Source organism: Bradyrhizobium sp. MV1.5 (assembly GCF_055807615.1).
Genome location: NZ_JBVVPL010000007.1, coordinates 31,105 through 46,174, shown reverse-complemented (window position 1 = coordinate 46,174; position 15,070 = coordinate 31,105). Strand labels below are relative to the sequence as shown.

Genomic DNA, 15,070 nt, shown 5'->3' with positions numbered 1-15,070 from the left:
GGGGAGGAAATCGATGTCAGCGGAAAGACACAAGACCGGTGCAGCCGGCGAATCTACAATCGACATTGACGCACTCCGTGCGCGCTATCGCGATGAGCGCGATCGTCGCCTGCGCACCGAGGGCAAGGCGCAATATGTCGAGGTGACCGGCGAGTTCGGGCGCTATCTCGACGATCCCTGGGCCAATTCCGGATTTGCGCGCGAGGCCGTCAGCGAACAGATCGAGGTGCTGATCGTCGGCGGCGGCTTCGGCGGCCTTCTGTGTGGCGCGCGACTGCGCGCGGCTGGCATCGATGATTTCCGGGTCGTGGAAAAGGCCGCTGATTTCGGCGGCACCTGGTACTGGAATCGCTACCCTGGTGCGGCCTGCGATACCGAGAGCTACATCTACCTGCCGTTACTGGAAGAGACCGGCTACATGCCGGTGCGCAAATATGCGCGAGCCCCCGAGATCTACGAACATTCGCGCCGCATCGGCCGTCACTTCGATCTCTACGAGCGCGCGCTGTTTCAGACCGTCATCACGCGCATGGAATGGCAGGAGTACGAGGCACGTTGGCTGGTCGAGACCGATCGCGGTGATTGCATCCGCGCGCGCTTCGTCATCCTTGCTGGAGGCCCACTGAGCCGTCCGAAGCTGCCGGGCATTCCCGGTATCAAAAACTTCAAGGGACACAGCTTCCACACCAGCCGCTGGGATTACGCCTACACCGGAGGGACGGCCGAAGGTGGTCTGACCGGTCTTGGCGACAAACGCGTCGGGATCATCGGCACCGGCGCCACGGCCGTGCAATGCGTGCCGCATCTCGGCCGCTCGGCCAAGGAGCTCTACGTCTTCCAGCGTACGCCGTCGGCGATCGGCGTGCGCGACGACCGCCCGACGGATCAGAGCTGGGCGCAGGGGCTCAGGCCTGGCTGGCAGCGCGAGCGCATGGACAATTTCACGGCGGTGATCTCGGGCGAGCCATTCGAACAGGATCTGGTGCAGGACGGCTGGACCGGCCTGCTCGGTGAGATCCTGCTGGCGCCGCGCCGCCAGCCCCAGCCGGTGACCTCGATCGAGGAGGCGCTGAAGGTCATCGAGCAGGCCGATTATCGCAAGATGGAAGAGATCCGGGCGCGCGTCGATGCGATCGTCAAGGACGAGGCGACGGCTTCGGCGTTGAAACCCTGGTACAAGGCCTTCTGCAAGCGGCCGTGTTTCCACGACGAATATCTCGACACCTTCAATCGCCCCAACGTGCATCTCGTCGACACCAGGGGACAGGGCGTCGATCGCATCACCGAGAACGCGGTCGTGGTCGACGGCCACGCCTACGAACTCGACTGCCTGATCTATGCCAGCGGTTTCGAGGTCGGCACCGACTACGCCCGCCGCATGGGCTTCGAGGTCTACGGCCGTGACGGCGTGAGCCTGTCCGAGCGCTGGCGCGACGGCGTCAAGACGATGCACGGCTTCTACAGCCGCGGCTTCCCGAACTGCTTCCTGATCGTCATGGTGCAGGCCGGCCAGAGCGCCAACTTCCCGCACATCATTGACGAGCAGTCGCAGCACATCGCCTACGTGATCGCCGAAGTGCGCAAGCGCAAGGCGCGAACCCTCGAGCCGACGCTAGCGGCCGAAGACGCCTGGGTCGAGGAGGTGGTCAAAGCCGCGCTCGGACGCCAGACCTATCTCGCCGAATGCACGCCCGGCTATTACAACAATGAAGGCGTGTTCGATCCGATCGCGGCGAGAAACAGCCAGTATTGGCGCGGGCCGGTGGCATTCCTGCGGCTGCTCGACAAGTGGCGCAAGGAGGGCAATTTGGACGGACTGGAACTGTCGTATGATCACGCCATGGAGTCGGCGCCTTCGTCCGGGTAAGCTCGGGCATTGGATCGCGCCAGAGAGAGGACATTGGACATGATCAGGGGCAGAACTGTAACTGCGGCGGTTTTCGGGGCGATGACGCTGCTCGGCTGCCTCTCGCCCGCCGCCCACGCCGCGCAATGCGGCAGTTCGCCGGCCGGCTTCGAGGCCTGGAAGCGCGAGTTCAGTGCGGAAGCGCAGGGCAAAGGCGTCGGCCAGACCGCGCTCGGGGCGCTGATGCAGACCAATTACGCCAGTGCCACCATCGCGGCCGACCGCGGCCAGCGCAGCTTCTCGCTGACACTCGACCAATTCCTCGCCAAGCGCGGCGCCACTACCATCGTCGCCAAGGGGCGCCAGCTCAAGCAGTCGCAGGCCGCCTTGTTCGCCTCGATCCAGCAGCGCTATGGCGTTCCGCCGGGGCCGCTGATCGCGATCTGGGGCATGGAGACCGGATTCGGCAGCCAGCGCGGCAACCAGAACATGCTCTCCTCGATTGCGACGCTCGCCTACGACTGCCGCCGTCCCGAATTCTTCACCGACCAGCTCTATGCGGCGCTGAAGCTGATCGATCGCGGCACGCTGTCGGGGGCAACCCGCGGCTCGATGCACGGCGAAGTCGGCCAGACCCAGTTCATGCCCAAGAACATCCTGGCCTACGGCACCGGCAATCTCGAAGTTGCCGCCAATGCGCTGAACTCGACGGCGAATTTCCTCAAGGCCCATGGCTGGCGCGCAGGAGCCGGTTACCAGCCGGGCGAGCCGAATTTCGCCGCCATCGAAGCCTGGAATGCCGCCGGCGTTTATCAGAAGGCGATCGCCCTGATGGGACGGCAGATCGACGAGGGCGGAGGAGCGGCCGCCTCGCGTTGAGCAGCTCAGCAAGGCGTGATGCGCCGGCAAGAGAAAGTTGTTGCCAACTGGAACCGACGGCACGAGGTTTGCTTTGATCGAACAGGGCTGGGCATGAGGAGACTCAACATGGCAACCCAGATCGTGATGGACCAGACTGGCGACACGCGCCACGAGTTTGATCCTGGCAATGCCGAAGCGCTGGCGCGGGCCGAACGGCGCTTTCGGGAGCTCACCGGAGCGGGCTTCACCGCCGCGCTGCGAACCGGACCCGGCGAAGTCACCCGGATCCGATCGTTTGACCCGACCGCGCAGGAAACGCTGTTCTATCCCCGCCTGGTCGGCGGTTGATCTGAGCTGCTCATGATCGCGGCAGTCTGGCTCCGCGCGCCGGCGCGTGCGCGTCTGCATGCGCTACGCGAACTCTATCGGCGCTTCTTCGGCGAGAACACGCCGGATGCCCGCGGCCGCCGGCTTCTGGCCGAATGGCTGTCGCCTGCGCAGCGCGCGCAGTTCGAGCAGCACCGGCATTTCGATGTCGTCGGCTGTGATACCGGTAAGACCTATCGCATCCACTATGGCACGGCCGCCAATGTCCATGAGATCGACGCGGCCGGAAATGCGACGATGGGGTGGTGCTTCGTCCCGTCAGGCTTTCTCGTTCCCGGCGACGTGATGCTCGCGCAGAAGATCGCGCTCGAAACGGACGAAAGGGGAGCTCTCGCGCTCGCCAACAGGTTTCCGCCCGCAACGCATTCTGAACATTTCTACCGGCGGCCGTTCTAGGGCAAGGCTGTCAGTGCAAGGCTATTAGTAATGGGTGGTGCGATAGGCATCCACCGCGTGCGCTGCAAAAACACCGACGCTGCAAAGCGCGAGCAAGGCCGAGATCAGCTCGATCATAGCTCGTCCTCCTGCGGCGGCAGGGCGACGAGGTGCTGACAGCAGGAATAATCCCAGATCAGGTTGAGGAAGAATTGCATGGTGGCCGTCCCTGTATGATTTTGACAACCAGATAACCGACGATCTGTTTCAGGCGTGTTTCGTCGCATCTGGAAACGGGTTTCGTGGGGGAACCCGGGCTGGTTTGTGCGCTGCGGAGCCGCTACATCCCGCTCTTGCTCAATCCTGTTAGCCGCGAGGCGGCGCATCACACTGCGAGGCGAAATCATGGCGCGGATCGAGTGGTTCGACGATCTCACCATTGGAATGCAGTTCAAATCCCCCGAAGTTCATGTCACCGAGGCCGACATCAAGCCGTTCGCGGCCGAGTTCGATCCGCAGCCGATGCATCTCGACCACGAAGCCGCCAAGCAGACCCTGTTCAGGGGTCTCGCTGCCTCGGGATGGCACACCGCCGCGATTGCGATGAGCCTTGCGATCCAGACCCGCCCCTTCGGCCCGCATCCGCTGATCGGCGCCGGCGTTGACGGGCTGCGCTGGACCATCCCGGTACGGCCCGATGACCGCCTGCATCTGGTCGGGGAGGTCATGAGCCTGACGCCGTCGAAATCGAAGCCGCAGGGCATCGCGCTGGTGAAATGGACGATGTTCAACCAGAACGGCGAGGAGGTTTACACCTTCACCCCGATCGCGATCGTGCCGCGGCGGGAGTAGGGCAGGGGCAGCGCCCTACGCGGTCGCCGAAGCCCTTGCGGGTCACCGGCAGAGGTGGTCATCTCGGTCCGGGGAACACGCTGGAGGCTGACATGAAACGATTTCTCCTCGCCGCTGGGTTGCTGGCCGGCGCCTTGGGCGCCGTCGCTTTGACCGCAAGTCCGGTGCAGGCGCAACAATCCAAGGTTGGCGACTGGACCATCGAGAAGCGCACGCAGGACGCACATTGCAATGCGAGCCGCGGCTACAAGGACAAGCAAGACGAGAACCGGGACTACGTCATCGTCATCACCTATTCCGAGAAAGCTATCGTCATCGTGATGATCTATGACGGCTGGGAGTGGGACAAGGTCGGCGAGATCCTCCGGGCTGACGTCGGTACCGACGACGCCGATATCATGAAGAAGGCCAAGTGGGAGGTCATGGACAAGACCACCGTTCGCGGCATCTTCGAATACGATCAGTCCATGATGGACCGGCTGTCCAAGGCCAAGCGTCTCTCGCTCGATTTCGAGGACGATGATGACGACAGCATCGAGATGCAGGTGCCGCGTGCCGGTGAAGCGCTGGCGGCGCTGAAATTCTGCGAGGAGAATCGCAAGTAAATTGCCGGAGCCGCATGCGAGGCCCAGGGGATCGGTGGCGACAGGGTTCTGCAGCGCGACCGACGCCTGACTGATCGCACGCGTGACTCATCGCACACAGTCCGCGCGCTGTTCGCTTTTATCCTAGTCTTTGGCGAAAACGTCCAAGCCGCATCCTGCGGTTGACGTTACGCAAGGACGATGTTCGATATTCCAGCATTTCGTTGCAACGTTTTCTCCCCGTCGAAGCCGGCCATTGAACGGCCCGTCTCCTTCGCCAGTCCCCCAGGGATAGCGATCTTTCTCGCACGCCCGAGCCATACGCAGATTGCGTCGGCCGGCCGATGACAATCCTCCACGCAAATCGGTTCTCGTCCCTCGTCGGCGCGATCTACGACGCGGCGGTCGATCCCGCGCTGCGCAGCGGGGTGCTGGAACGGGTTTCGCATTTCGTCGGCGGATGTGCCGCGACCATCCTGTCCAGGGACAGAGCCAGGCTTTCGATCGAGATCCAGGAGCATTTTGGCACCGAATCCCGCTTCCGCCAGCTTTATCGCGACCGATATGTGGAGCTCGACCCTCTGCTCGATCGTCATCTCACGCTCGCAGCGGGGCAGACGATCGGCGTAGCCGACATCATGCCTCATGCGGATTTCCTGGCAACGAGCTTCTATCGCGAGTGGGTGGAACCGCAAGGAGCGATAGACCTTGCAACGGTCGCGATCGAGACGTCGGCCACGCGCACCACGATTCTGCAGGTGTTGCGCCACAGGTCGCACGGACTCGTTGACGAGCCGATGCGTGAGCGCATGCGGCTGCTTGCTCCGCACCTCCAGCGCTCCAGAGCCATGGGCCGGCAGATCAGGGCCCGCTCGCATACCGTTGACGACCTTGCCGATGTCTTGGATGGGCTGAGCACGGCGATCTGCCTGCTCGACGCAGATGGCCGGGTCGTGCACGCCAACGCAGCATGCCGCGAGCTGTTCGCCAATGGGAGCCTGCTCACAATGGTCGGAGACCGGATCGTGGCCCGCAACACCCAGACCGACAAAATATTCCGCGGCCTGTGCGGAATCGATGCAGGCCGAGAAACTCGTTCCGCTGCCCGCCGTCAGATCGAGCTTGCGACATCAGTTGATGGGCAGCACTATCTGCTCCACGCTTTTCCCTTGAAGCGCGATCGCAGTCCATCGCGAGATGCTGCAGCCACGGTGCTGTTCGTGCAGAAGGCATCGGCGGCGACATGGCTCGCAGCCGATGCGATCGCTGCGGCCTTCAGGCTGACACCGTCAGAACTGCGCGTATTGATGGCCATTATCGAGATCGGCGGCGTTCCCGACATTGCGGCAAAGCTCGGCATCGCCGAAACGACCGTGAAGACGCATCTCGGCCGCCTGTTCGAGAAGACCGGCGCCGGCAGGCAGGCCGATCTGGTCAAGATTGCCACCGGCTTTGCCGTTCCATTCGCGCCTCGAACGAACGACGGTGACGATACCTTGTGATCCATTTCACATGGTTCGCCGGGTATGTGCCGCAATCTCAATCCATTGTGATGAGCCGAGCTCCCCTGTCCTCCGAATGCAGGACGCGAGTCATTTGATACTTTCGTATATCGCTTCCAGAAAAGTGAAGAGCAGCAAGCGCCGCGAAGCGATGCCGCGACGGAATCGAACGCGAGTGTGAGGAAACGACAGCGCGTGGCCGGACCTGCTCGTCGGTTGGAGGATTGCAGTGAGCCAGTTTGATTTTTCAGTTATTAACGTTTCAACGAACGAAATTCCCGAAAACGAGCGTATCCCGCTGCTTCGCGATTTCTATTGCCGCGGGGTGTTGAAGGCGGAGGTCGAGGTGAGGGAAGGAAAGCCGTTCGCGGCGAGCTTCACGTCCCACGTCTTGCCGGAAGCCCAATTGCTGATCGGAGGATTGTGCGGAGCGCGCGTCGTTCGCACCAAGCATCTGGTTGCCGATGGGGACGACAGCCTGGCCCTGATCGTGAATCGATCTGGCGTGCTTGGGATATCCGAGCGGGGACACGATCTGAGCCTTCGTGCGGGAGAGGCGGTCCTCACCAGCGCGGAGGACGTCACGACGTTCGAGCGATTGTCGCTGGGTAGCTGTTTCTCGCTCCGTGTGCCGAGACGCGTGCTGGCGCCGATGATCGTGGACGTCGATGACGCCGTGATGCGTGTCATGCCGGAGAGCTCGACGGGACTTCGATTGCTGGTCGATTACGCGGTGACGCTGGTGCGGGAGAAGGCGTTCGCGATGCCAAATTTGCGCCAGCTCGGGGTCGGGCATCTGCACGATCTTCTGGCAATGGTCCTCGGTGCCACCAACGAGCCGCGGGAGCTGGCCGGGCGCCGCGGCGTCAAGGCGGCACGGCTGCAGAAGGCGAAAGTCTCCATCGCCAACAATTGCTGGCGGCAGGACCTGTCGGTGGCCACGGTCGCCCAGGAGCTCGGCGTGACGCCGCGCTATCTCCAGCGCCTGTTCGAGGCCGACGGCAAGACGTTCTCGTCCTTCCTGATCGAACAGCGCGTCAAGCGTGCGCATCGCATGTTGCGCGAACCCGGATACGCTGAGCGGACGGTCAGCTCGATCGCCTACGATGTCGGCTTCGGCGATCTCTCCTATTTCAACCGCTGCTTCCGGCGAACCTATGGCGCCACTCCGAGTGACGTCAGGAGCGGTGACATGCCGTGACCGTGCGCGATTGAATTTCAGTCAAATGCCGATTGGAGACGGCACGGGCGTGCGCCGCCCGCAGTTGGAGTGTTGCATGCGCCGTTTTTTCTTTGATCTTATGCTCGGCAATATCGTGAAGATCGATCCGGGTGGCATGGTGTTCGAATGCCCCGAAGCGACATTCGTGGTGGCCAACGAGATGGCAAGCCACCTGTTCGTCTGGCGCGACGATTTGCGCGGCCGCGATGCCTGCATCCGGGTCAGAGACACCGACGGGCGCGAGATCTATCGCGCCGCGGTCTGGTCGGAGAATGTGGAGAAGGTCGGCTGGGACGAGATGTGAGCGTCCCGGTGCGGTATCGCGACTCTGCATCAGTAGCACCCGAACGGATATCCGTTCGTTGCCCGGCCGGCGTCCTCCGATCGGAGGATGCCGCATGCTGAGGTTGTGGTATGCTTGGTGATATTGATCACCCAGGCCATTTATAGCCATGCACGGACCGCGGAAGCTGCCCGACCTCGTCGAGGCCATCTACGATGCCGGACTCGATCCTTCGCTGTGGCACAACGTCGTCACCGGCATCCGCGACTTCGTCGGCGGCCAGGCCTGCGGACTGTTTTCCAAGGATTCCATCAGCAAATTCGGCGTCACGCACTATTATTGCGGGGCGGACCCGCACTATATCCAGCTCTATTCCGAGACGCATTCGAAGTTCGATCCGCTGACCGTCCTGCCGCCGCACGGCCAAATCGTCAGCATTCCGGATCTCGTCAATTTCGATGAATATCGGCGCGGACGCTTTTACCAGGAATGGATGCGGCCGCAGGGTTGCAGCGATGCGGCCAACGTCGTGCTCGACAATTCGAATGCGAGCTGCCCCGTGATGATGACGGTGCTGTCGGGCCGCCGGATGGTGGATCCGGTGATGAAGCACCGCCTCTCGCTGATCGTCCCGCACGCCAGCCGTGCGTTGCTGATCAACCGCGCCATGACCTCGCAACTGACGTTGGCGACGGCGTTGGCGGAGGTCCTGGACAATCTGGCCTGCGGCATCTTCCTGCTCGATGGATTCTGCCGGGTGGTGCACGCGAATTCCGCAGGGCACGTCTTGCTTGCGGCCGACGATCTGGTTCGGTCCGTTGCCGGGCAATTGGTGACCAGCAGTGCGGAGGCCAATCAGACGCTGCGGGAAGCGTTCGCGACCCGCAATGAAATTGCCCTGCTTGCCGCAAAGGGGCAGGCGTTTTCGCTGCTTTCGCCCTCGGGCGAGCGCTACGTCGCGCACATCCTGCCGCTGTCGTCCGTCCTCCGGGACGGTAGCAAGCGGGTGGTCGATGCCGTCGGTGCGCTGCTCCTGCGCAAAGTATCGATCGGCGGACAGTCCTACGGCGAATTGATCGCGCGGACCTTCGACCTTACACCGGCCGAGCTGCGCGTGTTCCTGTCGATCGTCGAGGTTGGCGGCGTCCCGGAGACGGCGGTCGCGCTCGGTATCGCAGAAACGACGGCGAAGACGCATCTGCATCGCGTGTTCGCCAAGACGGGCGTTTCGCGTCAGGCCGATCTCGTCAAGCTCGCGGCAGGATTCTCCAATCCGCTGATCAACTAGGCTGCCAATTGGGCCCTCAGGATTGAACCTTTCGCTCCATCGCCAGACTCACAGGAGCCGCCGGGCATGAAGAACATGTCGCCATCTCCATGTGTCACCATTGGCTCTTCCGATGCCCCGACCTCCAAAACCGTCCGAGTTGATCGAGACTATCTATGACGCGGGTCTCCAGCCGGAGTTGTGGAGCGAGGTCGTTGTCAAGCTCAATGCTTTCATCGGCAGCCAGGCCTGTGGTCTGATTTCGAAGGACCCGGTCAGCAAATCAGGCGCGACGCATTATTATTGCGGGGTTGATCCGCACTACATTCAGCTCTATGCGGAGACCTACGCCCGGTACGACCCGCTCGCTCGGCTTCCGCGCTATGGCGAGGTGCGGAACATCCCCGATCTCGTGGATTTCGACGAATATCGCCGCGGCCGCTTCTACCAGGAATGGCTGCGCCCCCAGGGCTGCGTCGACGTCGCCAATGTGGTGCTGGAGCAGTCGAAGTCGCCGTGTCCGATGCTGATGACCGTGATCCCCGGCAGGGAGATGCTCGACGCCGAGCAGCGGGCGCGGATGCAGTTCCTGGCTCCGCATGCGAGCCGGGCGCTCTTGATCAACCGGGCGATCGAGCGGAAGCAGCAGCGGGCGATCGCGCTCGCCGACGTCGTGGACCGACTGAATGCCGGTGTCATCCTGCTCGATTCGACCTGTCATATCGTCCACAGGAATCCGGCTGCGGACACGATCCTGGCCGTCGACGATGTCCTGCGGTCTGTCTCGGGCCGGCTGGTGGCAAGATCCTCCGCTGCAAATTCGGCCCTGCGCGATATTTTCCGTGACACAAGCGAGGTCGCGTCGGCGGCATCTTCGGGACGGAAAATTCCGCTGATGTCGCATGACGGTTCTTACTATGTCGCGCACGTGATCGCGCTGCCGTCATTGCTGCGCGAGGGTGTGGCCGAGCGAAGTTCGGCCATCGGAGCCTTGTTCATTTGGAAGGCGGAACTCGACGGCCGCTCGAGTGCCGGTCTCATTGACCACACCTTCCAACTCACGCCTGCGGAACTGAGGGTCTTGCAGTCGATCGTCGATGTCGGCGGCGTGCCGGAGACGGCGGTTGCGCTCGGCATCGCGGAGACGACGGTGAAGACGCATCTGCATCGCGTGTTCGCAAAGACCGGCGTTTCTCGTCAGGCCGATCTCGTCAAGCTCGCTGCTGGATTCTCCAATCCGCTCGTGCACTGAGATGCGTTCAAAAACGCAGGCGAGTCGCTGCAGCTCGCAATAGGTTCAATCAGAAGCATCATTAGAAAGTTATCGCGCGTCGTTCGATCGAATGACGCGATGTTCTGCGCTCTATTCTACTGAACATCACACGGTCTGTTGTTCGACGGGTCAGGAATTCGTGTGAAGCAACTCACTGCAGGCGGAAGTGGATCCCGTCAATCTCTCGAACAGGTTGAGAGGAGATTGTCATGCGAACGGGGTCACCAGTTCTGACAGGCAGGTTCCGCGATATCGTCGCCCGCATAGGCGCGATACTCCGCGCGCAGCGGGAAATCGACGCGCAGCGCGTGTTGCGGCGCTATCGCCACCTGCTGGACCAGCCGCACGAAGCGCCGTGTCTGAATGAAATTATGCACGTCTCCCGTGAAGAGGATACTTTTGAAAATGCCAACGGAGTTGATCCGCGCGAGCGCACGGCCGGCCACCCCAAATTCGAACGTGCGTGACGTCAGCATCGTCGCGATCGCGCTGACCGCGGCGCTCGTTGCTCTCCAACTGGTCGGCCTCGCGATGCTGGAGCGATCTCACGCTTACGCGATGCATCCGTCGGCTCCACTTGAGCCGGCCGTCTGCACGGAGAGCGCCGGGGTCCCTGTCTCGCAAATTCCGTACGACTGACCCGGAGGGCGGATTGTGCCTGATGTCACGACTCTGATGCTGCTCAGCGTTGCCGTGTTCGCCGGCGCCTTCGTCTCCGGGCTCTCGGGCTTTGCCTTTTCCGCGGTGGCGGGCGCCATCCTGCTCCGGGTGTTTCAGCCGCTCGAAGCCGTGCCGCTGATGATGGCGTGCAGCATCGGCGTGCAGGCCACCAATCTGTGGGCGCTTCGGCGCAATATTCGCTGGGAAGGCAGTCTGCTGCTGATCGTCGGTGGCTTGATCGGCGTTCCCATTGCGGTGTCGCTGCTCCAGAACACGGATACGCATCTGCTCCGGCGCGGCTTCGGCATCATCGTTGCGCTCTATGCGGCCTACATGCTGCTGCGGCCGACGCTGGTGACGGCCGGCGAGGCGGTCGGGCGGCACTGGGTCGCGTTGATCGGGTTCGGGGGAGGACTGGTCGGCGGGTTGACTGCGATGCCCGGCGCGATTCCGACGATCTGGTGCGACATGCGCGGTATGCCCAAGAGCGAACAGCGTGGCTTGGTGCAGCCGTTTATCGCCGCGATGCAGCTGTTCGCGATCGCGCTGCTGGTCGGACATCAGGATCTGTCGTCAAAAGTCTTCGTCGATGTCGCGGTGAGCCTGCCGGCGCTGTTCGCAGGCTCCGCGCTCGGCGTGATCGCGTTCCACAAGGTCAACGAGACGGTCTTTCGCAAGACCGTGCTCGTTCTGTTGTTGCTGTCGGGAATTTCCCTGATCTAATGCCCCACGGTTTGCACCGGCGCCGCGCTGGTGTCGCTGCCGTGATGCGTCAGCGGCTTCATGCCGGTGACGGTCCGCAGCAGCACATAGAACACCGGCGTCAGGAACAGACCGAATACGGTGACGCCGATCATGCCGGAGAACACGGCGACGCCCATGGCGCGCCGCATCTCCGAACCTGCGCCGGTAGACAGCACCAGCGGCAAGACGCCCATGATGAACGCCATCGACGTCATCAGGATTGGACGCAGCCGCAGCCGGCTCGCCTCGATCGCGGCCCGGATCGGCGTGCGGCCTGCGAATTCGAGCTCGCGCGCGAATTCGACGATCAGGATCGCGTTCTTGGCCGAGAGTCCCACCAGCACGATCAAACCGATCTGGGTGAAGACGTTGTTGTCGCCCTTGGAGATCCAGACGCCGAACATCGCAGCCAGCAGACCCATCGGCACGATCATGATGATCGAGAGCGGCAGGGTCAGGCTCTCATAGAGCGCAGCCAGTACCAGGAAGACCAGGAGGATCGCCAGCGGGAACACCCACAGTCCGGAATTGCCGGCGATGAACTCCTGATAGGTCAGGTCGGTCCATTCGAAGGCAAAGCCGGGCGGCAGCGTCTCCGCCGCGATCCGCGTCGCGACCTCCTGCGCCTGTCCGGAGGAGAAGCCGGGAGCAGCCGCCGCGTTGATATCGGAGGACAGGAAGCCGTTGTAACGGATCGCGCGCTCGGGTCCGGCGCTCTGGCGAACGCTCAACAGCGCCGAGAGCGGCATCATATCGCCCGAGGACGAGCGCACCTTCAACTGCCGGATGTCGTCGGCGCGCGCGCGGAACGGCGCGTCGGCCTGCACCCGGACCGAATAGGTGCGGCCAAACTTGTTGAAGTCGTTGACGTAGTAGGAGCCCAGGTAAATCTGCAGCGTATTGAACACCTCGGTCACGGGCACGCCCAATTGGAGCGCCTTGGTGCGGTCGATGTCGGCGAACAGCTGGGGCACGTTGACCTGGAAGCTCGAGAACACGCCGGCGATCTCCGGCGCCTTCTGCATCGCCGCCATGAACGCCTTGGTCGCCTCGTTCAGCGCCTCATAGCCGAGACCGGCACGGTCCTCGATCTGCAGCTTGAAGCCGCCGATGGTGCCGAGGCCGTTGACCGGCGGCGGCGGGAACATGGCGATGAAGGCTTCCTGGATGCCGGCATATTTCTTGTTCAGCTCAGCCGCGAGCGCGGGGCCGCTGAGCGAAGGATCCTTGCGCTCGTCGAACGGCTTGAGCGTGGAGAACACGATGCCGGCATTGGAGGAGTTGGTGAAGCCGGCGATCGACAGGCCCGGAAAGGCGACGGAACTCTCCACACCGGGCTGGGTCAGCGCGATGTCGCTCATCTTGCGGATCACCTCTTCAGTGCGATCGAGCGATGCACCGTCGGGCAGCCGCGAGAAGCCGACCAGATATTGCTTGTCCTGGCCCGGCACGAAGCCGCTCGGCACCTGCTGGAACAGGAGCGCGGTCACGCCGACCAACACCACATAGAGCCCCATCACTGCGGCCTTGCCCGAGATCACCTTGGTGACGGTTCCGCTGTAATTCTCCGACGAGCGTGTGAACACCTTGTTGAAGCCGCGGAAGAACCAGCCGAGGCCCTTTTCCATGATGGTCGTCAGCCGGTCCTTCGGCTCGTTGTGTCCCTTGAGCAGCAAGGCCGACAGTGCCGGCGACAGCGTCAGCGAGTTGACGGCGGAAATCACCGTCGAGATCGCGATCGTCAGAGCGAACTGCTTGTAGAATTGCCCGGTGAGGCCGGAGATGAAGGCGAGCGGCACGAACACCGCGATCAGCACCATCGCAATCGCGATGATCGGCCCCGACACTTCGCGCATCGCCTGGTAGGTGGCGTCGCGCGGCGACAGCCCTCCCTCGATGTTGCGTTCGACGTTCTCGACCACGACGATGGCGTCGTCGACGACGATGCCGATCGCAAGCACGAGGCCGAACAGGCTGAGTGCGTTGATGGAGAAGCCGAATACGTGCATCACGGCGAAGGTGCCAACGATCGACACGGGCACGGCCAGCAGCGGAATGATCGAGGCGCGCCAGGTCTGCAGGAACAGGATCACCACCAGCACCACCAGCGCGATCGCCTCCAGCAGCGTGTGGATCACCGCCTCGATCGACGAACGGACGAATTGGGTCGGGTCGTAGACGATTTGGTAGGACACGCCTTCCGGCATGTTCTTCTTGATCTCGGCCATGGTGGCACGGACGTGATCGGAGATCTCCAGCGCGTTGGAGCCGGGCGCCTGAAAGATCGGGATCGCCACTGCCTGCTTGTTGTCGAGCAGCGAGCGCAGGCCGTATTCGGACGCGCCGAGCTCGATGCGGGCGACGTCGCGCAAGCGCACGACTTCGCCACGCGTACCGGTCTTGACCACGATGTCGCCGAATTGCTCTTCATTCGCGAGCCGCCCTTCGGCATTGACGGACAGTTGCAGGTCGATGCCCTTGATGTTCGGGGAGGAGCCGACTACGCCGGCAGCGGCCTCGACGTTCTGCGCCTGGATCGCCTTGACGATGTCGCTCGCAGTCAGTCCGTGTTCGGCGGCCTTCTGCGGATCGACCCAGACCCGCATCGAATAGTCGCCAGCGCCATAGAGCTGGACGTCGCCGACGCCGTCGATCCGTGCAAGGCGGTCCTTGACGTTGAGCACGGCGTAATTGCGCAAATACGTCATGTCGTAGCGGCCGTTGGGCGACAAGAGATGCACGACCATGGTGAGGTCGGGCGACGACTTCTTGGTGATGATGCCGAGCTGGCGCACCACGGCCGGCAGGCGCGGCTCGGCCTGCTGCACGCGGTTCTGCACCAGCTGCGTCGCCTTGTCGGGGTCGGTGCCGAGGCGGAACGTCACCGTCAGCGTCATCGCGCCGTCGGTGGTGGCCTGGCTCGACATGTAGAGCATGCCTTCGACGCCGTTGATCTGCTCCTCGATGGGAGTCGCCACCGTCTCGGCGATCACCTTGGGATTGGCGCCGGGATAGGTCGCGCGCACGAGGACGGAGGGCGGCACGACGTCGGGATATTCCGAGATCGGCATCGCGAACAGCGAGATCAGGCCCGCGAGAAAGATCAGGACCGACAGCACACCGGCAAAAATCGGACGATCAATGAAGAACTTCGAGAGATTCATGGCTTTGCCCCTGCGCGAGAGACAGCTCTCCCGTCATTCCCGGGCGCGGG

Annotated in this window: 14 protein-coding genes; 12 read left to right on the top strand and 2 right to left on the bottom strand. The window is 62.9% G+C overall.

Annotation, left to right across the window (positions count from 1 at the left end; all coding sequences use genetic code 11):
• The first annotated feature begins 13 nt into the window (after window positions 1–13).
• The 11 genes from AC0L2J_RS09125 to AC0L2J_RS09075 all read left to right on the top strand — a co-directional run bounded on the left by AC0L2J_RS09125 (window position 14) and on the right by AC0L2J_RS09075 (window position 10,431).
• The gene (locus AC0L2J_RS09125; RefSeq protein ID WP_473388899.1) at window positions 14–1,867 is read left to right on the top strand and encodes a flavin-containing monooxygenase; all 1,854 of its coding nucleotides are present in this window, start codon (window positions 14–16) and stop codon (window positions 1,865–1,867) included.
• Between the two features lie 39 nt (window positions 1,868–1,906).
• Window positions 1,907–2,725, top strand: coding sequence for a lytic murein transglycosylase (locus AC0L2J_RS09120; protein WP_063992828.1), 819 nt, complete (start codon window positions 1,907–1,909; stop codon window positions 2,723–2,725).
• Between the two features lie 108 nt (window positions 2,726–2,833).
• Window positions 2,834–3,055 carry a hypothetical protein gene (locus AC0L2J_RS09115; protein WP_007592399.1) on the top strand — a complete coding sequence of 74 codons (222 nt, stop codon included), beginning with the start codon at window positions 2,834–2,836 and terminating at the stop codon, window positions 3,053–3,055.
• A gap of 12 nt (window positions 3,056–3,067) precedes the next feature.
• Window positions 3,068–3,490, top strand: a complete 423-nt coding sequence (locus AC0L2J_RS09110; RefSeq protein ID WP_063992827.1) for a hypothetical protein — start codon at window positions 3,068–3,070, stop codon at window positions 3,488–3,490.
• Between the two features lie 384 nt (window positions 3,491–3,874).
• Window positions 3,875–4,321 (top strand): MaoC family dehydratase, encoded by a 447-nt coding sequence (locus tag AC0L2J_RS09105; protein WP_473388891.1) that lies wholly within the window; start codon window positions 3,875–3,877, stop codon window positions 4,319–4,321.
• A gap of 92 nt (window positions 4,322–4,413) precedes the next feature.
• Window positions 4,414–4,926, top strand: coding sequence for a hypothetical protein (locus tag AC0L2J_RS09100; protein ID WP_007608964.1), 513 nt, complete (start codon window positions 4,414–4,416; stop codon window positions 4,924–4,926).
• Window positions 4,927–5,249: 323 nt separating this feature from the next.
• The gene (locus AC0L2J_RS09095) at window positions 5,250–6,407 is read left to right on the top strand and encodes a helix-turn-helix transcriptional regulator (protein ID WP_473388887.1); all 1,158 of its coding nucleotides are present in this window, start codon (window positions 5,250–5,252) and stop codon (window positions 6,405–6,407) included.
• A gap of 229 nt (window positions 6,408–6,636) precedes the next feature.
• Window positions 6,637–7,608 carry a helix-turn-helix transcriptional regulator gene (locus tag AC0L2J_RS09090; protein WP_007608966.1) on the top strand — a complete coding sequence of 324 codons (972 nt, stop codon included), beginning with the start codon at window positions 6,637–6,639 and terminating at the stop codon, window positions 7,606–7,608.
• 76 nt (window positions 7,609–7,684) lie between these two features.
• Complete coding sequence (locus AC0L2J_RS09085) at window positions 7,685–7,933, top strand: DUF6894 family protein (protein WP_007608973.1); 249 nt, start codon at window positions 7,685–7,687, stop codon at window positions 7,931–7,933.
• Between the two features lie 148 nt (window positions 7,934–8,081).
• A complete protein-coding gene (locus tag AC0L2J_RS09080; protein WP_473388883.1) occupies window positions 8,082–9,200 on the top strand; it encodes a helix-turn-helix transcriptional regulator in 1,119 nt (372 codons plus the stop codon).
• 112 nt (window positions 9,201–9,312) lie between these two features.
• Window positions 9,313–10,431, top strand: coding sequence for a helix-turn-helix transcriptional regulator (locus AC0L2J_RS09075; protein WP_473388879.1), 1,119 nt, complete (start codon window positions 9,313–9,315; stop codon window positions 10,429–10,431).
• A gap of 242 nt (window positions 10,432–10,673) precedes the next feature.
• Here AC0L2J_RS09075 and AC0L2J_RS09070 read toward each other — a convergent pair whose 3' ends face one another.
• Window positions 10,674–10,928 carry a hypothetical protein gene (locus AC0L2J_RS09070; protein ID WP_198287885.1) on the bottom strand — a complete coding sequence of 85 codons (255 nt, stop codon included), beginning with the start codon at window positions 10,926–10,928 and terminating at the stop codon, window positions 10,674–10,676.
• A 178-nt stretch (window positions 10,929–11,106) separates the two neighbouring features.
• On the opposite strand from AC0L2J_RS09070, the gene AC0L2J_RS09065 reads away from it, so the two are divergent.
• On the top strand, window positions 11,107–11,835 hold the full coding sequence (locus tag AC0L2J_RS09065; protein ID WP_473388875.1) for a sulfite exporter TauE/SafE family protein: 729 nt from the start codon (window positions 11,107–11,109) through the stop codon (window positions 11,833–11,835).
• On the opposite strand, the gene AC0L2J_RS09060 is transcribed toward AC0L2J_RS09065, so the two are convergent.
• Complete coding sequence (locus AC0L2J_RS09060; protein ID WP_473388871.1) at window positions 11,832–15,020, bottom strand: efflux RND transporter permease subunit; 3,189 nt, start codon at window positions 15,018–15,020, stop codon at window positions 11,832–11,834. The two genes, AC0L2J_RS09065 and AC0L2J_RS09060, sit on opposite strands and share 4 nt — an antisense overlap.
• Window positions 15,021–15,070 lie beyond the last annotated feature (50 nt).